Below are 20,196 nucleotides of genomic sequence, written 5' to 3'. Positions count from 1 at the left end.
AACCTGTAGGAGCGAGCTTGCTCGCGAAGAACGTCAACGATAACGCAGCGCTATCAGATAGCCCGTGTTGCCTATTCGTTTTTCGCGAGCAAGCTCGCTCCTACAGTTTTAGCCAAACATCGCTCGCACATTCTCCAGCGCGCTGTCAGCGAATGCCTGTACAAACGGCTCAAACCCCTCCACACCTTGTTCAACCGGTTCGGCGATGATCGTCCAGGTCACCCGTGAGCAGCCCTCTCCCAATGCTTCGACATCCATGGCTGCCCACAGACGTGCCACGCCCAAGGTGTTGTAAATCGTTGTCCAGGTCATGTGCATGGCCTGCTCGTCCCGGCTATTGAGTTGTTCCACCACCAGATTCCCATCGTGGAAGCATTTCTTGCGCAGCGATCCCGTGCCCGTACCGGTCATTTCGATGTGCGACAAAGCGGGGATAAATTTATCAAATCCAGAAAAATCACCGACTACCGCCCAGGCACGTGCGGCTTCGCAGGCAACCATCACTGAAGACACCACAGGCTTGCCGCAAGGGTTGCGAATCAACGTATCGGGTTTCATAGGGTTTCCTTCAATTGAGAGCCTGGTCGCAGGAAACCGATGCTCTTGAGGTATTCGCAGCCCATGCGTAACAGCGCCGGATTTTTTTCGGGGTAGTGCGTGCCCATCTGCTCGACGCCACGTTGTGCGTTGTCATGCCGGATCATTGAGGTATCGCCGATGTCCTCGCCTACGCCATTCAGGTAGAAACCCAGTACGCCGAACAATGCATTGCGGCTATCTACCGTGTGCAGGTGACGTTGCCAGTGGGCGACGCTCACCAGTTCGAATGCATGGCCTGCCTGGCGAAAGGCGTCGACGTAGGATTCCCAGCTCAAGGGTTGCGGGTTGTGCAGGTTGAACACGGTTCCTCCATCACGACAGCGGCCACTGTGGAACGCAACAAACCGGGCAAGAAAGTCCACGGGCATCAAGTCAAAATTCAGCTTGAGGCTGGGCACCAGGCCCAGTTGGAGTGAGCCCTTGAGCATCAACATCAGGCGATTTTTCTGTGGTTCGCAGACACCGCTGCGGCTGTTGAAACTGATGTTTCCTGGGCGATGGATATTGACCCAGGCACCCTGCTCGGCGGCGCGCCCCAGCAAGCGTTCCGCGACCCATTTGGACACGTTGTAGCCATTCTGGATGTAAAGCGGCGGGGTGGCGGCGTGGGTCTCGAGTACCTGGCCTTGGGCGTCGATGCTGCTGGCCGCCGACAGCGTCGAGATAAAGTTGAAGACCTTCTTGCAGCGGGTTTCACACAGGCGCAGGCATTCCAGCACCGGTTCGACGTTGTCCTTGGCCAGCGTGGCGTAATCCATCACATGATTGACGTGGGCGGCGTTGTGCACCAGCACGCCGAACGCCCCGGTGAGGTAGTCATATGCCTGGCTGGACAAGCCAAGGCGCGGCTGACTGATGTCGGCGGCATACACCCGCACTCGGCTCAGGTCCAGGTGTTCCAGGCGGTACTCACGCAGCGCCTCGGCGAACCGTGCGGTCGCCGAATGTCCGGGGTGCTCGCGCACCAGGCACGCCACTTCAAGTGCGCCGTCGGCCAGCAGCGCCTCGACGATATGCACCCCGAGAAAACTGTTGGCCCCGGTCACGATCACCCTGCGGCGTTCTCCTGCCAGGTCCGCCGGCAATGTCTGCACGTCCAGCTCACGTAGCGTATCCCGGGTTGCCTGGCCGGTCGGTGCATCGGGTGGTGCATCGTCACCCATCAGCGTCGCGAGGGTGCGGACCGTGGGGGTCTCAAAAAAACGGCTGAGGGAGAGGCTGCGCCCGAACTGCTCGCGAATGCGCAGCAGCATCGTCGACAGGAGGATGGAATGGCCACCGAGATTGAAGAAGCTTTCATCCGTCGACAACTGCGTGGCCGGCACGCCCAGCAACTCGCTCCACAGGTTGAGCAACTGCACTTGCATCGGCGTGTGCGGTTCGCCGGGAGTGGTGGCCGGCAGCGGTTGAATCGGTAGCGCAAGCAATGCCTGGCGGTCGACCTTTCCGTTGGGCGTGCACGGCATGCTCGCAAGCTCCGTGCACAGCGTGGGTTGCAGATAGTCCGGCAGTGTTTGCCGGGCATGCTGCTTCAGTGCAGTCAGGGCGTCTGGTGTTTCGGGCTGGGCAACAAAGGCCAGGATTCGCCGATGATGATCAATCACGACTGCCACTTGGCGAAACAGCTGACTGCCACGCAGGCAATGTTCGACCTCTTGCGGCTCGACCCGCAAGCCACGGATCTTCACTTGCTGATCCCGCCGCCCGCCCAGTTCAATCCCGCTTTGCGTCCACTTCGCCAGGTCGCCGCTGCGATAGGCCCGCAAGGCCTGACCGTCGGGCAACGCCAGGTGCACGAAATGCTCGGCGGTCTGCCGAGGCTGGTTGAGGTAACCCAGACTGACGCCAGGGCCGACGATGTACAGCTCGCCCATCACCTGCTCGTCCACCGGTTGTAGCTGCTCGTCGAGGATCAGTACCTGGCTGTTGGCGATGGGTGTGCCGAGGTTGCGGTTACTGTCGCCTGGCAGCAACGTGCGGTGGGTCGCCAGCACGGTGGCTTCGGTGGGGCCATAGAAATTGTGCAGGCGACACTGCCCCGCCAGTTGTTCGATGACATAGGGTTCGCATAGATCACCGCCGGTGATCACATGGGCCAGGCCAAGGGGTTGATCCAGCGGCAGGATGCTCAACAACGCGGGAGGCAGGAAGGCGTGAGTGATGCGCTGTTGGCGGATCAGCTCCACCAGTTGCTGCGGGTCGCGGCGCTGGTCTTCACTGGGCACGATCAACTCGGCGCCCGCGATCAGGCTCGGGAAGATATCAATCAGCGAAGAGTCAAAACTCAAGGGTGAGAACTGCAAGACGCGGCTGTGTTCGTTCAGTTGTACCTGGCCGCCGAACCAGCTGGTGAAGTGGGCCAGGTTGTACTGACTGAGCAGCACGCCTTTGGGCTGGCCAGTGGTGCCCGAGGTATGGAGCACCATGCAGGGGGCGTCCATAGGCGGGCGCTGGCGCAATAACGGTGGGGTGTCGTGGGTGTCGAGGGTACTGACATCCACTGCAGAAAACCGTCCCGCAGTGGATGCTTGCCATCATCCAACAGAACCGAGACGTCGGCGTTTTCCAGCATGGCTTGCTGGCGTTGCAGGGGATGGCCCGGCTCCAGCGGCAGGTACACCGCGCCACAAGCCAGCACCGCGAGGATGCTGGCGTACAGATCAAGACACTTGCCCAGGCAGACGCCGATCACGGGCGGCGTGTCGCAGGTCCCAAGCAGAGGCCCTAAATGCTGCCGGATCGCCAGGCTTTTGCGATGCAACTGTCGATAACTCAGCACGCTGCCAGCGATGTTCAGCGCCGGCCGGTCGGCGAAGGTTTGAAGACTGCTTTCCAGCCGTTCGATCATCGGCACTTTGGCGTGTTGTCGCAGTGCCAAATCGGCCGTCTGGTTAAAGCGATGCAGGTACGCCAGCGATGCGAGCGCTTGCAGGCTGTGTTCCGGATCATCGGAGGCGACCGTCGTCTGCGAGAAATAGCCCGGGTCCCGGGAGAACCCGCTCACCTGCTGGGCCACCCATTCCACCAAGTCGCTTACTGCCTGTTGACGCAACCGTTGACCATTCCCACAGGCTTCGCCGGCAACGTCCAGAGTCGCCTGAAGTCGCCGTGAGCGGGCGTAACACCTGAACTGCAGGGCTGGCAGCCCGCAGTCTGTCAACGCTCCCCTACTCAGGCGCAGGCTCATCAATGCCGTGCAGGCCAGGCCTGGCGGCACCGCCTCGCTACCGTCATCAATCAGCAGATCGACGTGGGTCGCGTCCTGTGCTCGCACCAACCCATGACCGTATTGCGCCAGCGTTTCACTGATTTCATCCAACGCTGCACTGGAGCCTGCCAGTCCAATTTTCAGGCGCCTCATGGGTGCCCTCCTGGCGCCGGAAGCAAGGCATCCAACGCCCGAACCACGCTCGGCGTTTGCAGCAGGCCGCTGTGATTCAGAAACCCCATGATATTGCCGATCAGTGGGTGCTGGCGGGTAATGGGAAAGCCCATCGCCTGAGCTTCAGCGCGTAGCGCAGCGCGCGTGCCGTCACTGACATCCAGGTGCTCGATCAATTGCAGGTCGAAGTTTTTTTGCAGGTCGTGGGTCAAGTAATGCTGGAGAAATACCGGCAGGATCCGGGCGATGCAGTCGCGGTCCGAGGCGTTTGCAGACTGCCAATAAATACGCACCAGACGCGTCCAGAAAACCGCATGACGGCCCTCGTCAAACAAGTGGTCGGCCATCAAACCACGGATGGACTGCTTGACGCTGTCGTCCTTGGAAAACGCCGCCACGTCATGGGTCACGGTATTTTCGGCGATGGCCACGGCGATCAGTTCCACGGCATCGCGCAGGTGTTCGGGGGCCAGCGCCAGCGCGGCAGGCAAGGCGTGGCTCAGCTCGATTTGCCCGGGCAGTTCAAGGGGCGGTATGCCAGTCATCTCGACGGTCTGCTGCATGAAATCGAGGGCGACGAGGGCGTGGTAGTCCTCATCCACCACGACGGTCATGGCGTCGTAGCGGCAGGCGAGCGGAAAGGGCACTGAAAAGCGATTCTTGGCAATGCTGCGTGCGGTCTTGTCGACGATCTCGGTTTCAAAGATCACCACGTCGTTGATGAACTTGTAGAACGTCTGCAACAAGACAAAATCCCGGTGCTGTGGGCATTGATCGACAAAGGTCGCGCTCAGCACCAAGGGTTGTCGGCTCATGGGATAAATCAACTTTTGATCATTTTCCAGCAGGCGGCGCGGGCGCGTGCGGATAGTCGCGCGGCGCTCCCAGTCATCGGTAAATGAGCGGTAGTCGGCGGGGTTCATACGCTCACCTCCGACAGGCGCAGGTGCAACCCGTCCCATAAGGCCAGGCGGCTGTCCACGGCGCCGAGGGCGGCACTGTTGGCTTGTTGCTCGCGAGTCGGGTCGGCGAGTGTGAGGCGTTGCAGCAATTGCGTTGCCGCCGGGCCATGCTCTTCGGCGTCGATCTCCATATGGCGCTTGAGGTAGTAGCAGAAGGTCGGTGCCTGGCGGTGAGCTATCGCACAGCTTTCCAGGAGGCGGTTGAACATCATCGGGATAACGCTCTCGCGGCCGTGCAGAAAAGCTGCCGCCACACAGTGAGTCGGCGCGTTCAGGGCAACCTGCAGCGTGTCTCTGACGAACCGAGCCACGGCAGGGTGGATATAGACTTTTTGCAGGGCCGTTTCTGCATCGCAGCCGTCACGTTGCAGGCTGACGAACCGTTCGATGGTCGCCGTATTCGCGCCGACTTCACGCATGGCCTCCAGGTACAGCTCGAAGTGGCTGCCGTGTCCGTGGCCGGGGTACACGTCCGACTCTTCGCCCAATACGATTTCATTGATCAGGCGAGCCGCTTGTGGGTCCGTTGGCGGTAACCAGGGCAGGCGCATGCCGGTCAGGTCATGTTGCAGGCGCTTGGTCAGTGTCATGAAGTCCCAAACAGCGAATACGTGGTTCTCCATAAAGTATTGTAACTTTTGGAGCGTATTTACTTGTGTGAATAGTGGGTGGTTGTGCAACTGCTGCTTTTTTTGTTTAAGCAGGTGTGAGTGCTGGAGCATGGTTGATGCCTATAAGTCGTTGTCTCTTCCCTGATAAAAGCGTTTTGCTTTAGCGACAAATAAGTATTGGTTTTCACGCGCGCGCGGATGCCTTGATCGCGGACAGCCATACGTGAGGCTGGCGCCGTTATTCAACACGCCGCACGCTGTGACAAAACACAAGGCTTTATTTAAAGGAACGCCACTCACAGTGACGCCCGAGCATGGGTTCACGCTATTGGTTTGGAAGATTTGGGGTATGGATAATTAAAAACAGTAATCTGATTGGGTATTCAGTGGTTTTTAGTTTTATAAATGGTTGCAGATAAATATGTTGCTGTAGTTAGTGCGCTCTATGGAGTGTGGGAAGTTTCCTTGAATGTTAAATAATAAGCTGGAGTAGTTGTTTGTTTTGAACTGTATGTTTCGGCGGGGCAGCACCTCGTTGCTGTGATGCACTGAGCCCCCCTGACCCAGGCGGCCTCGCAGCGCTATGTGGTCGAAGGGGGAGGTTCAGTTCCCTGGAGCATTCACAGCGATGTTTTATCGTCGCTCTGTTCGAGGCTCCTGAGGTAACCCGTAATCACCTCCATGCCGCGGGTGAGGTGGTTACGCAAGGTCAGGATGCTTTCCTCGATTTTCTTTTTCGTTACCAGGTCCAGCAATTCCCGGTGGTCTTCCTGGGACGTCTTGCCCAGGCCCATGGCTTCGAGGTTGAAGCGCAGGAAACGCTCCTCTTCGTTCAAGCCGTGTTCCACCAACTTGAGCAACCGCTGATTGCCCGCCTTGCCGTACAGCGCCATGTGGAACAGACGGTTGAGGCGGCCGATTTCGGTGTAGTCGCTTTCCCGTTCCAGTGCGTCGATGAAGGCGCCAGCCTGGGCAATGTCATCGGCAGTGAGCAGAGGAATCGACAAGCGCAGTGCTTCGGATTCCAGGAGTATGCGCAGCGCATAGGTTTCTGCCGAATGGTCTTCAATCAGTGGCGCCACCACTGCGCCTTTGTGGGTGACCACATGCAGCAGTGACTGGGCTTCCAGTTGACGCAATGCCTCACGCACCGGCATCCGGCTGACCCCGAACAAGCTGGCCAGCTCCTGTTGGCGCATGGCGGTGCCGCAGGGCAAGCGACCATCCAGGATGGCGTTGCGCAATGTTTCTTCAATCACGGAGCGAGCAAGATGGGCGGGGATAGGCCCGCTGATCTGGATGCTGCTCAAAGGGTTCGGCTTCTGCGTCACGACTACGCTATCCTCCTTTTCAGGGTGAGGTGGCTAATTGGATCCAATGCACACTAGAGTTTGTCCACAAGCTTGTCAAACAGGCAAGGTTTCGGCTTGTAAGTGACTCAACAATGCGGTCTTTTGACCCACATTTCTGACTTGCCGTGTCTTACGGCGGCTATGGAAAAATAGGTACTGTTGCGGTGATTGCACCGTGCCATTGTTTTTTAGCATTCGAACCTTCACCATCCAACGCTACTCCGTCTTCTTCTACGGATTGAACGCTTTGGCGGTACGTTTTATTCCCCCTTGGGTCCTGCGCTGGCTTTTTTCGGTGCTGTTGCTGGCTGGCTTATTGCCCGGCGGGTTGCATGCCGATTGGGATTTCTCCCAGATCAGCCGCAAAGCGACCGCACTATACGGCCCGTTGGGAGAAGGGCAGCAGCGCATTGATGCCTGGCAACGGTTGTTGGCGACGCAGAAACAAGTCAGCGAGCTGGAGCAGCTTAAGGTAGTCAACCTGTTCTTCAACAAGCAAATGCACTATGTGGAAGACATCGACCTGTGGCACCAAGTGGACTATTGGGAAACCCCTATCGAAGGCCTGTGGAAGGGCGCCGGGGATTGCGAAGACTATGCAATCGCCAAGTATTTCAGCTTGCGTCACCTGGGCGTCGCCAGCGACAAATTGCGCATTACCTACGTCAAGGCGTTGCGTCAGAATCGCGCCCACATGGTCTTGACCTATTATTCGACGCCGGACGCGATGCCGCTGGTGCTCGACAGCCTGACCGATGAAATCCAGCCGGCAAGCCAGCGTACCGACTTGCTGCCTGTCTATTCCTTCAATGCTGAAGGCTTATGGTTGCCGGGCGCCAAGGGCGACAAAAAAGTCGGTGATACCAAACGCTTGTCACGCTGGCAGGATGTGTTGAAAAAAATGCGTGCGGAAGGCTTTCCAGCCGAGCCTGCCAACTAGGAGTACCTGTACAGATGTCTCTGTTCAAACAGCTTTTGATCGCTATCTGTCTGTTTTTGGTGGTCGCCTTCAGCGGCAGCTTCATGGTGAGCCTGGAAAGTTCGCGCACCCAATATGTCAACCAGTTGCGTTCCCACGCGCAGGACGCCGCCACCGCGTTGGCGCTGTCACTGACCCCTAATATTGATGACCCGGCGATGGTGGAGTTGCTGGTCAGCTCAATCTTCGACAGTGGTTACTACGCCAGCATCCGCGTGGTGGACCTGAAGAATGACCAGGTCATTGTCGAGCGCAACGGTACCCCCGACAGCGATGGCGTGCCCAAATGGTTCGTCAACCTGATCGGCCTGGAGCCGGCGGGCGGCGACGCCTTGGTTAACCGTGGCTGGGAGCAGGCGGCACGGGTCGAGGTGGTCAGCCACCCGATGTTCGCCCTGGCCAAGCTCTGGCGAAGCGCGCTTGGCAGCCTTGGCTGGCTGTTGCTGTGTGGCGCTGTCAGCGCCGTGCTGGGAGCCCTGTTGCTGCGCCGACAATTGAAGCCCTTGGACTACATGGTCAAACAGTCCCATGCGATTGCCCGTCGGGAATTCTTGAGCTTGCCCGAGCTGCCGCGCACCCCGGAGCTACGCCGTGTGGTGCAGGCGATGAACCAGATGGTGGAGAAACTCAAGGCGCTGTTTCAGGAGCAGGCCGAGCGCAGTGAAAGGCTGCGGGTCGAGTCATACCAGGACAACCTCACCGGCCTGGCTAACCGGCGTTATTTCGAGATGCAACTTAACGCCCGGGTGAGTAATCCGGAGGAGACCAACTCCGGTTATTTGCTGCTCCTGCGGGTCAAGGACCTGGCCGGACTCAACCAGCGCCTGGGCGGCCAGCGCACCGACCAATTGCTGCAGGCGGTGGGCGAGCAACTGTTGCGTCAGTGCGAGCCGTACCCGGAAACCCACAACCTGGTCACCCGGATCCGCGGCGGCGAGTTTGCCGTGCTGGCGCCGGGGCTGGTACGCGAAGAGGCCTTGCAGCTGGCGCAAAACCTGGAAAGCGTCCTGCTTAGCCTGCAAGCCACGGGTGCCAGCGATGTCACGCCGGTCGCTTACATCGGCCTGGCACCGTTCAACCATGGCGACGCACCGCAAGCCGTGCTGACACTGGCCGACCAGGCCTTGGCCCAGGCGGAGACCCAAGGCGACACCAGTTGGGTCTGCCTGGACCATAGCGCGCCCGCCAGCGTTGGCGATGACCATCACGCCTGGCATACCTTGCTCGACCAGGCGTTGACCGAGCGACATTTTCAACTGTATTTCCAGCCGGTGGTTGCCAGCCACGACCCGCAGGTGGTGCTGCACTACAAGGTGTTGTCACGCCTGCAGGACGACCAGGGGCAGACGATTGCGGCAGGGCGTTTCCTGCCATGGCTTGAACGGTTCGGCTGGTCGGCGCGTCTTGACCGCATGATGCTGGAGCTGGTGTTCAAGCAGATGGCTGGCCACACCGAATCCCTGGCGCTGAACCTGTCGGCCGCGACCTTGGCCGACCCTCAAGCCCTGAATCGAGTGTTCGAGTTGTTGCGTCAACACTCCAATCTCGGCCCACGGTTGACCCTGGAAATCGGCGAAGAGCAATTGCCGGAACAAGCGGCGCTTGAGCAACTGACCCATCGCCTGCGCGAGCTCAATTTCTCCTTGAGCCTGCAGCGCTTCGGCGGGCGCTTCAGCATGATCGGCAACTTGGCGCGCCTGGGCCTGGCCTACCTGAAGATCGACGGCAGCTACATTCGCGACATCGACCAAGAGAGCGACAAACGCCTGTTTATCGAAGCCATCCAGCGTGCCGCCCACAGCATCGACCTGCCACTGATCGCTGAGCGTGTGGAGACCGAGGGTGAGCTGGCGGTGATCTGCGAGATGGGCGTTTTCGGCGTGCAGGGGCAGTTGTTTGGCGAGCCGGCGCCCTGGAAGTAATGCGGGTAGCCGCTGCTGAGGCAGCGGCTACCGTCTGGGGCCTCAGATCAACCCGGTTTCTTCGTCGTTGATCAAGCTGTTCAGCCCGCCGAGTGCTTCCCGCGCCTGGTTGCGATCCAACAGTTTGGCTTGGGCCGCCGGCGGCAGGTCGGTGACGCGAATCACCCCCTTGCTGGTCAACACCTGAATCAAGTCATCCAGAACCCGAATCATCTCCAGGTCGCTTTGCTTGAGCTGATTCAGGCTGGTTTCCACGAGCGTATTGGCATACCACGCTTCAATCTCATGGTGATCGGCCGGTAGCGTCTCCGTTGACTCGTCGAAGGCGGCGGCCTCTACGCGAATCAGCCCGCCGTGTGCATCACGTTGCACATAAAACATAACAATCCCTCAGCAATGAAGCCCGCAGCCACCAACACAGGCTAACGGTGGGTAATGGGTGCGAGTATGCGGTGCAATCGTCCCACAGAGCCAGTGACGAGCTACTAATGTACATCGGCCGCCCGGTTGGGCGGCCGATGAACGCAGGCTTAGGCGGTGTGATCGATCTTGATGGTCGGGTCGGCACCGCTGATCAGCGAGTTGATGCTGGTGTGAGACCAGTCGTTGCCTTCCAGCTTGATGGTGACATCCGCGTTCGCCAGACCGCCGGCCTTGTTCAGATTGCCTTCGGTACTGACTTGCAGCGTCGAGACACCCTCCACCGTGGTGATCTTGAGGTAGTTGTCGATGGTGCTGTCGCTCTCACCTTTCAACAGATCCCGCAGGTCAATCCGGTCGCCGTCCGCAGCCTTGAAGTCCTTGATCACGTCGTTGCCCAGGTCGCCAGACTTCCACACGAACAAATCAGCGCCGGAACCACCAATCAGGATGTCGTTGCCCTGGCCGCCGACCAACGTGTCGTTGCCCGTGCCGCCCAGCAGGATGTCATTGCCCTTGCCACCGTCGAGGTAGTCGCTGCCGCCCTGGCCGAACAGGATGTCGTCGCCGTTGCCGCCCAGCAGCGTGTCGTTCCCGTCCTTGGCGCCGGATACATCAAAGTCGGCGTAGTGTTCGGTCACGTACTGATGCACGTTCGACGTGGTGACGGCCGTGACGGCCATCCCGGTTTTCTGTGCGACGAAGGCCTGCAGCGCGTTGTAGCCCTCGCCGGTAACCCCACCGAAGCTCACCAGGTCACCGAAGATGATGTCATTGCCGTCGCCACCGTTGATGGTGTCAGAGCCCGGCAAGGTCGCCTCGGTGTGACCCAGGATAGCGTTGGCCAAGTCCTTCGGATCGATGTTGCTCTGTGGCTTGCCGTCCGAGTCGTACGGTTTGAGGTCGTTGAGGCTGACCCCGCTGTTGATACCAATGGCTTCCACGCTGGACAAGCCGCTGAGCAATGCAAACCCGCTGCCGGAATTGCTGGTCGTCGCAGAGCTGGTGCTGCTACCGCTGCCGTCCAGGTACGAGACTTCATAGGTGCCGTCGCCTTGCGCATGCACGGTGCCGATGACGCCGCTGTCGTACCAGCTGCCGTTCCAGTTCTGCATCCACTTGTGAACCTGACCGGCGCTGTCGATCAGTTGCAGCCTGCTGCTGCCGACGGTGATCGAGAACGCGTTGCCCAATTGATAGTTGTTGGTGTTGATGTAGTCATCCAGACGGCCATCGGTGGTGGTGTAGTTGTAGAAGTCGGCGACCACCGGATTGGTCTGTTCGCCGTTCTGGAAGTATGTCGGCTGGCCATCAGTGATGAAGTAAGTCAGGTTGGTCGCGCCGGTGTTGCCGGTCGCCAGGCTGCTCTGGAAGAAGTTGGCGGTGGCCTTGAACACGTCTTCATAGTTGGTGCCGCCACCGGAGACCATCGAATCCAGCACGCCCTTGAGTATCGCCAGCGCGTTTGGATCGTTCAGGTTAATCGCCACCGATTTATTGACCTGGGTATCGAAGTCCGCCACGAAGATATTCACGGTGCCCGATGTGTTGGCGCCGAGACTGTTTTTCAGTGAGCTGAACACCGAGGTCAGCGACGCCTTGGCCGCGTTGACCGAGTCGGTGCTCATGCTGCCGGAGCTGTCGACCATGAACGCGATGTTGTAGTTCTTGCCTTGCACCACGTTCAGGCCACCGATGTCCGCGACCACGATGTCATTGCCATCGGTGCCGGTGATGTTGTCGCTGCCCGACGTTGCGGTGATCGAGTTGTAGTTCGCCGGGTAAATCGTCACCGGCAACTGCGCGGTGGTGACGGCCGAGCCGCCCAGGCTTTCAGTCGAGGTCGAGGTCACCGTCAGGTTGAACTGGCCGCTGTAGTAGGTCGGTGGCTTGATGGTCAGGGTGCTCAGGTCCCAGCCCGTTACGTTTACTTCACCGGTGCTCGCGCCGGCACTATAGGTATGCCCGGCACCATCGGTCAGTACCGAGCCTGCCGGGATCCCGCTGATCTTCACGCTCAGGCTTTCCGAGCCGTCAGTATCGGTCAGGCTGGTGGTGACCTTGGACAGGTGCACCGAGCCATTCTCCAGGCCTTCGTTGAGCTTGTAGCCGGTGTAGTAACCGTCGCCGTTGCTGCCATGCAGGTCGGACACGGTCACGCCGGCATTGATCAGGTCGCTGACGCCGGTGTAGAGCGGTATGCCGCTGGCGTTCAGGGGCTGGACCGCACCGTTGCCGATTTGCACGTTGACGTTATAGCTGCCAGGTCCGGACTGGTTGGCGTGGTAGATCTCGATGCTGTAATAGCCGCTGACGGTCGGGGTGATCGAACCGCTGAACTTGCCGCTGTTGGTGCCCCACAGCGCGCTCGCTACGTCTTTGCCGCCAACGTTGACCACCAGGCTGTCATCGCCGGTGCCGCTGAAGGTGTAGCTCTTCCCGGCTTCCATGTAGATCAGGCCGGAAGTCTTGGAGCCAGAGCCCCCCGCAACGTTCGCTTCAGACACGACCGTGGTCACGGTGGTGCTGGTGTTCGGAGTGCCGGCGTTATCAATCGCGTTTTTCAGGTCTGCTGGTGCAGCGCCGTTGCCGTTGGTGCCCAGGTTCGCAATGCTGTTCCAGCTTTGCTTGGTCAGGCCCACGGAATTCACGGCGTTATCTGCCACCGTCAGGTTCGGCGCATCCGCTACTGGGGTGATATCGACTTTCACCGTCGCGGCAGTGCCCAGATCCTTGCCATCGGTTGGCTGGAACTTGAACTGCGCATAGTCGGCCTGTTTATTGCCGATGCCGGTGCCGCCGTAACCATTGGTCCCGGACTCGTTGGCATTGGGCATAAAGCGCAATTGGCCGCCGTCGATCTGGGCCTTGGTAAAGGTCTGGCCGCTGGTCACGTTGGACCAGGTCACCCCGTCCGCTGCCAGGAACTGCAATTTACCGGCAACCGGCAACTCGGTGATTTTCACCCCGAGGCTCGCTTGTGGCGAGTCGACGTCAGTCACGCCGAAGTTCGACCAGGCCAGGGCCAGCGGCGTGTCCTCGGTACCCGTGACGGCGCTGCCGGTAGCGACCGGCGCGTCGTTGACGGCCACCACGTTGACGGTGGCAGTGGCAACGTTGGAGTAGTTACCGCCATCGGTCACCGTCACGGTAATGATCCGCGGTGTGGTGCTCGGGTCATGGCTGCTGTTGGAGAACGTGATGTTCTGGATCCGCGTCATGTAATCGGCCAGCGTCGCGCTGCCCGACAGCGTCAGGGTAATGGTGCCCGTCTGGTTGTTGGAGTTGATCGTGATGCCGTTGACGCTATTGCCCAGGTTCAGCACGTCGCCCGCTTGCGCGTTGGTCAGGGTGACGGTGGCGCCGGTCAGCATCGTGCTGTCCGGGTCGGTGATCTTGATGTCGGTGTCAGCAATCGACACACCTGGCCCGGTGGTGCCTTCGGTGAACGTCACCTTGTAATCCGCACCGGTGGCGCCGCTGGAATTGTTGGCGTCCAGGTCGATGACCGGCGGGGCGTCGTTGTCGATGATATTGGTGCTGATGCTGCCATTGGTGCCGCTGATCGCCAGCTTCTCGAAGTTGCCACCGGAAGTCTTGTCGATGGTAATCACCAGCGTTTCGGTAGGCTCGGTCAGCTTGTCGTCAAGGGTGTTCACGTTGAAGGTTGCACTGCTGGCGCCAGCCGGGATCTTCACGGTGTAGACGCCGTTGAAATCCGAACCGTCGGTGGCCGTGCCGCTGTATTTCAGCGTGACGGTCACGTCAGTGGCCGCCGGGTTGCTCAGCGTGAGGGTGTAGTGGGCTGCCTGGCCCTCATTTACCGACGCATCACCGGTGATGCTGATGGTGGTGGTGTCGATCGAGTCGGTAATGGTGGTGACAGCCGGATGGCTGTTATCCGGAACCAGTTTCTCGAAGTTACCGCCAGTGGCCGTGCTGATGGTGGTGCTGACGGTTGAGCCGTTGTTGTAGACGTCGTTGGGTGGCGTCTGGAAGACCACAGTGCCGGTGGTTTTGCCGGAATCGACAGTGATCACCTGGCCGTTGGACAGGGTCACGGTCACCGGGGCGTGAGCGACGTTGCTCAAGGTCGCGGTGTAGGTGATCTGGCCGCCTTCAGTGATCGCGGTGTTGGCTGTCGACAGCGTCACAGTGGTGGTGTCGATCGAGTCCGAAATGACGGTGGTCGGTGGATTGGTGTTATCCGGGACCAGTTTCTCGAAGTTGCCGCCAGTGGCTGTGGTGATAGTCGTGCTGACGGTGGAGCCGTTGTTGTAGACGTCGTTAGCCGGAGTTTGGAAGACCACAGTACCGGTGGTTTTACCGGAATCGATAGTGATGACCTGGCCGTTGGACAGGGTCACGGTTACCGGGGCGTGAGCGACGTTGCTCAGGGTAGCGGTGTAAGTGATCTGGCCGCCTTCAGTGATCGCGGTGTCAGTGGTGCTCAACTTAACGGTCGTGGTGTCGATCGAGTCGGTGATGGTGGTGACAGCCGGGTGACTGTTGTCCGGGACCAGCTTCTCGAAGTTACCGCCAGTGGCTGTGCTGATGGTGGTGCTGACCGTCGAACCGTTGTTGTAGACGTCGTTAGCCGGAGTTTGGAAGACCACAGTGCCGGTGGTTTTACCGGAGTCGATAGTGATCACCTGGCCGTTGGACAGGGTCACGGTTACCGGGGCGTGAGCGACGTTGCTCAGGGTCGCGGTGTAAGTGATCTGGCCGCCTTCAGTGATCGCGGTGTTGGCTGTCGACAGGGTAACGGTGGTGGTGTCGATCGAATCCGAGATGACAGTGGTCGGCGGATTGGTGTTGTCCGGGACCAGTTTCTCGAAGTTGCCGCCAGTGGCTGTGGTGATAGTCGTGCTGACGGTGGAGCCGTTGTTGTAGACGTCGTTAGCCGGAGTCTGGAAGACCACGGTGCCGGTGGTTTTACCGGAATCAATGGTGATCACCTGACCGTTGGACAGGGTCACGGTTACCGGGGCGTGAGCGACGTTGCTCAAGGTCGCGGTATACGTGATCTGGCCGCCTTCGGTGATCGCTGTATCGGTGGTGCTCAACTTAACGGTAGTGGTGTCGATCGAATCGGTGATGGTAGTAACAGCTGGGTGGCTGTTATCTGGAACCAACTTCTCGAAATTGCCGCCAGTAGCGGTGCTGATGGTCGTGCTAACCGTCGAACCGTTGTTGTAAACGTCATTGGCGGGTGTCTGGAAGACTACCGTGCCAGTGTTTTTACCGGCGTCGATGGTGATCACCTGACCGTTGGACAGTGTCACGGTTACCGGCGCATGAGCTTCGTTGCTCAAGGTCGCGGTGTAGGTGATCTGACCGCCTTCGGTAATGGCGGTGTCGGTGGTCGACAGCGTCACCGTCGTGGTGTCGATCGAATCCGAAATGACGGTGGTCGGCGGATTAGTGTTATCCGGTACCAGCTTCTCGAAATTACCGCCAGTAGCGGTGGTGATCGTGGTGCTAACGGTCGAGCCGTTGTTGTAAACGTCGTTCACCTGGGTCTGGAAAACCACAGTACCTGTGGTTTTGCCTGCATCAATGGTGATGACCTGGCCGTTAGACAGGGTCACGGTCACTGGCGCATGCGCTTCATTAGAAAGCGTCGCGGTGTAAGTGATCTGACCGCCTTCGGTAATGGCGGTGTCAGTAGTGCTCAACTTAACGGTCGTGGTGTCGATCGAATCGGTAATAGTGGTGACGGCTGGATGGCCGTTATCCGGGACCAATTTTTCGAAGTTGCCACCAGTAGCGGTGCTGATGGTGGTGCTGACCGTCGAACCGTTGTTGTAGACGTCATTGGCGGGTGTTTGGAAGACCACCGTACCAGTGGTTTTACCGGCGTCGATGGTGATCACTTGGCCGTTGGACAGGGTCACGGTTACCGGGGCGTGAGCTTCGTTGCTCAAAGTCGCGGTGTAGGTGATCTGGCCACCTTCAGTGATTGCGGTGTCAGTGGTCGACAGCGTTACCGTGGTGGTATCGATCGAGTCCGAAATGACGGTAGTCGGCGGATTGGTGTTATCCGGGACCAACTTCTCAAAGTTACCGCCAGTAGCCGTCGTAATCGTGGTGCTAACGGTCGAACCGTTGTTGTAGACGTCATTGACCGGGGTCTGGAAAGCCACGGTACCTGTGGTTTTGCCAGCATCAATGGTGATGACCTGGCCGTTGGACAGAGTCACGGTCACCGGGGCGTGAGCTTCGTTGCTCAAGGTCGCGGTATAAGTGATCTGGCCGCCTTCAGTGATCGCCGTGTCGTTAGTCGACAAGGTCACGGTGGTGGTATCGATCGAGTCCGAAATGACGGTGGTCGGCGGATTGGTGTTATCCGGGACCAACTTCTCAAAGTTACCGCCAGTAGCTGTCGTAATCGTTGTGCTAACGGTGGAACCGTTGTTGTAGACGTCATTGACCGGGGTCTGGAAAACCACGGTACCCGTGGTTTTGCCAGCATCAATGGTGATCACCTGGCCGTTGGACAGAGTCACGGTGACCGGGGCGTGAGCTTCGTTGCTCAAGGTCGCGGTATAAGTGATCTGGCCGCCTTCAGTGATCGCCGTGTCGTTAGTCGACAAGGTCACGGTGGTGGTGTCGATCGAATCCGAAATGACGGTGGTCGGCGGATTAGTGTTATCCGGGACCAGCTTCTCGAAATTGCCGCCGGTAGCGGTGGTGATGGTCGTGCTGACGGTGGAACCGTTGTTGTAAACGTCGTTGACCGGCGTTTGGAAAACCACGGTACCCGTGGTTTTGCCCGCGTCGATGGTAATGACCTGGCCGTTAGACAGGGTCACGGTGACCGGAGCGTGAGCTTCGTTGCTCAAGGTCGCGGTGTACGTGATCTGGCCGCCTTCGGTAATGGCGGTGTCATTGGTCGACAAGGTCACGGTCGTGGTGTCGATTGAATCGGTAATCGTGGTGGTCGGCGGATTGGTGTTATCCGGGACCAACTTCTCAAAGTTGCCGCCAGTGGCGGTGGTGATCGTGGTGCTAACGGTGGAACCGTTGTTGTAGACGTCGTTGGCTGGCGTTTGGAAAACCACGGTCCCCGTGGTTTTACCGGAATCGATGGTGATCACCTGGCCGTTGGACAGGGTCACGGTGACCGGAGCGTGAGCTTCGTTGCTCAAGGTCGCGGTGTACGTGATCTGGCCGCCTTCGGTAATGGCGGTGTCATTGGTCGACAGCGTCACCGTCGTAGTGTCGATCGAATCCGAAATGACGGTAGTCGGCGGATTAGTGTTATCCGGTACCAACTTCTCAAAGTTACCGCCAGTAGCCGTCGTAATGGTGGTGCTAACGGTGGAGCCGTTGTTGTAGACGTCATTGACCGGAGTCTGGAAAACCACAGTACCGGTGGTTTTGCCCGCGTCGATAGTGATCACCTGGCCGTTGGACAGAGTCACGGTTACCGGCGCGTGAGCCTCATTGCTCAAAGTCGCGGTGTAGGTGATCTGACCGCCTTCAGTGATTGCGGTGTCAGTGGTCGATAGCGTCACGGTGGTGGTGTCGATCGAATCCGAAATGACGGTGGTCGGCGGATTGGTGTTATCCGGGACCAACTTCTCAAAGTTACCGCCAGTAGCCGTCGTAATGGTGGTGCTAACGGTGGAACCGTTGTTGTAGACGTCATTGACTGGAGTTTGGAAAACCACGGTACCCGTGGTTTTGCCCGCGTCGATGGTAATGACCTGGCCGTTGGACAGAGTCACGGTTACCGGCGCATGCGCTTCATTCGAAAGCGTGGCGGTGTAGGTGATCTGTCCGCCTTCGGTAATGGCGGTATCGGTGGTCGACAGCGTCACGGTGGTGGTGTCGATCGAATCCGAAATGACGGTAGTCGGCGGATTGGTGTTATCCGGGACCAACTTCTCAAAGTTGCCACCGGTAGCGGTGGTGATCGTGGTGCTAACGGTGGAGCCGTTGTTGTAAACGTCGTTGACCGGCGTTTGGAAAACCACGGTACCGGTGGTTTTACCGGCATCAATGGTGATCACCTGACCGTTGGACAAGGTCACGGTCACCGGCGCATGCGCTTCATTAGAAAGCGTTGCGGTGTACGTGATCTGACCACCTTCAGTGATCCCGGTGTCGTTAGTCGACAAGGTCACGGTGGTGGTATCGATCGAGTCCGAAATGACGGAGGTCGGCGGATTGGTGTTGTCCGGGACCAGCTTCTCGAAGTTGCCGCCAGTGGCGGTGCTGATGGTCGTGCTAACCGTCGAACCGTTGTTGTAAACGTCGTTGACTGGTGTTTGGAAAACTACTGTCCCGGTAGTTTTACCGGCATCAATGGTGATCACCTGGCCGTTGGACAGAGTCACAGTCACCGGCGCGTGAGCCTCGTTGCTCAAGGTCGCGGTGTAGGTGATCTGACCGCCTTCGGTAATGGCGGTATCGGTGGTCGACAGCGTCACCGTCGTGGTGTCGATCGAATCCGAGATAACAGTGGTCGGCGGATTTGTATTGTCCGGAACCAGTTTCTCGAAGTTGCCACCAGTGGCCGTCGTAATGGTGGTGCTAACAGTGGAACCGTTGTTGTAGACGTCGTTGACTGGAGTTTGGAAAACCACGGTACCCGTGGTTTTGCCCGCGTCGATGGTAATGACCTGGCCGTTGGATAGAGTCACGGTCACCGGCGCATGCGCTTCATTCGAAAGCGTTGCGGTGTACGTGATCTGACCACCTTCAGTGATCGCGGTGTCATTAGTCGACAAGGTCACGGTGGTGGTGTCGATCGAATCCGAAATGACGGTAGTCGGCGGATTGGTGTTGTCCGGAACCAGTTTCTCGAAGTTGCCGCCAGTGGCGGTGGTGATCGTGGTGCTAACGGTGGAACCGTTGTTGTAGACATCATTAACCGGGGTCTGGAAAACCACAGTCCCCGTGGTTTTGCCCGCATCAATGGTGATGACCTGGCCGTTGGACAGAGTCACGGTCACTGGAGCATGAGCTTCGTTGCTCAAGGTCGCGGTGTAGGTTATCTGGCCGCCTTCGGTAATGGCAGTATCGGTGGTCGACAGCGTCACGGTGGTGGTGTCGATCGAGTCCGAGATAACAGTGGTCGGAGGATTAGTGTTATCCGGTACCAACTTCTCGAAATTACCGCCAGTAGCGGTGGTGATGGTCGTGCTGACGGTCGAGCCGTTGTTGTAGACGTCGTTGACCGGAGTCTGGAAAACCACAGTGCCAATGGTTTTACCGGCATCGATGGTGATCACCTGGCCGTTAGACAGAGTCACGGTCACTGGCGCATGAGCTTCGTTGCTCAAGGTCGCGGTGTAGGTGATCTGACCGCCTTCAGTGATTGCGGTGTCGGTGGTCGACAGCGTCACCGTCGTGGTATCGATCGAATCCGAAATAATAGTGGTTGGCGGATTTGTATTGTCCGGAACCAACTTCTCAAAGTTGCCGCCAGTAGCCGCTGTAATCGTGGTGCTGACGGTGGAGCCGTTGTTGTAGACGTCGTTGACTGGAGTCTGGAAAACCACGGTGCCCGTGGTTTTGCCCGCGTCGATGGTGATGACCTGGCCGTTGGACAGGGTCACGGTCACTGGCGCATGCGCTTCATTTGAAAGCGTCGCGGTGTAAGTGATCTGACCGCCTTCGGTGATTGCGGTGTCGGTGGTCGACAGCGTTACGGTGGTGGTATCGATCGAATCCGAAATGATTGTGGTCGGCGGATTGGTGTTGTCCGGGACCAGCTTCTCGAAATTACCGCCAGTAGCGGTGCTGATCGTGGTGCTAACGGTGGAACCGTTGTTGTAGACATCATTAACCGGGGTCTGGAAAACCACAGTCCCCGTGGTTTTGCCCGCATCAATGGTGATGACCTGGCCGTTGGACAGAGTCACGGTCACTGGAGCATGAGCTTCGTTGCTCAAGGTCGCGGTGTAGGTGATCTGGCCGCCTTCGGTAATGGCAGTATCGGTGGTCGACAGCTTCAC

At 58.7% G+C, this 20,196-nt stretch carries 8 protein-coding genes and 1 pseudogene; 2 read left to right on the top strand and 7 right to left on the bottom strand.

Annotation, left to right across the window (positions count from 1 at the left end):
• Positions 1-108: 108 nt before the first annotated feature.
• The 5 genes and pseudogenes from SNL23_RS20870 to SNL23_RS20850 form a co-directional block, all read right to left on the bottom strand.
• Complete coding sequence (locus SNL23_RS20870; RefSeq protein ID WP_318303349.1) at positions 109-558, bottom strand: SRPBCC family protein; 450 nt, start codon at positions 556-558, stop codon at positions 109-111.
• Positions 555-3,961 (bottom strand): annotated as a pseudogene (locus SNL23_RS20865) (amino acid adenylation domain-containing protein). The gene SNL23_RS20870 and the pseudogene SNL23_RS20865 overlap by 4 nt, the downstream one beginning before the upstream one ends.
• Entirely contained in the window at positions 3,958-4,905 is a 948-nt protein-coding gene (locus SNL23_RS20860) for a diiron oxygenase (RefSeq protein WP_318303348.1), read from the bottom strand. Before SNL23_RS20860 ends, SNL23_RS20865 begins: the two are co-directional and overlap by 4 nt.
• Positions 4,902-5,666, bottom strand: a complete 765-nt coding sequence (locus SNL23_RS20855; protein ID WP_318303346.1) for a DUF3050 domain-containing protein — start codon at positions 5,664-5,666, stop codon at positions 4,902-4,904. The genes SNL23_RS20860 and SNL23_RS20855 overlap by 4 nt, the downstream gene beginning before the upstream one ends.
• A gap of 509 nt (positions 5,667-6,175) precedes the next feature.
• Positions 6,176-6,886, bottom strand: coding sequence for a GntR family transcriptional regulator (locus tag SNL23_RS20850; RefSeq protein WP_318303345.1), 711 nt, complete (start codon positions 6,884-6,886; stop codon positions 6,176-6,178).
• Positions 6,887-7,154: 268 nt separating this feature from the next.
• Here SNL23_RS20850 and lapG point away from each other — a divergent pair, with 268 nt between their 5' ends.
• Entirely contained in the window at positions 7,155-7,847 is a 693-nt protein-coding gene (lapG, locus tag SNL23_RS20845) for a cysteine protease LapG (RefSeq protein ID WP_167665764.1), read from the top strand.
• A gap of 14 nt (positions 7,848-7,861) precedes the next feature.
• The gene (gene lapD, locus SNL23_RS20840; protein WP_167665755.1) at positions 7,862-9,808 is read left to right on the top strand and encodes a cyclic di-GMP receptor LapD; all 1,947 of its coding nucleotides are present in this window, start codon (positions 7,862-7,864) and stop codon (positions 9,806-9,808) included.
• Between the two features lie 42 nt (positions 9,809-9,850).
• Here lapD and SNL23_RS20835 read toward each other — a convergent pair whose 3' ends face one another.
• Positions 9,851-10,189, bottom strand: coding sequence for a tryptophan synthase subunit beta (locus SNL23_RS20835; RefSeq protein WP_076015601.1), 339 nt, complete (start codon positions 10,187-10,189; stop codon positions 9,851-9,853).
• Positions 10,190-10,338: 149 nt separating this feature from the next.
• Positions 10,339-20,196, bottom strand: a 9,858-nt coding sequence (locus SNL23_RS20830; RefSeq protein WP_318303343.1) for an immunoglobulin-like domain-containing protein, incomplete at its 5' end; no start/stop codon positions are given.

The sequence above is a fragment of the Pseudomonas sp. SED1 genome (genome assembly GCF_034044025.1).
Classification (GTDB): Bacteria; Pseudomonadota; Gammaproteobacteria; order Pseudomonadales; family Pseudomonadaceae; genus Aquipseudomonas.
The sequence above is the reverse complement of the archived record's forward strand: the minus strand, read 5'-3'. Positions and strand labels throughout refer to the sequence as shown.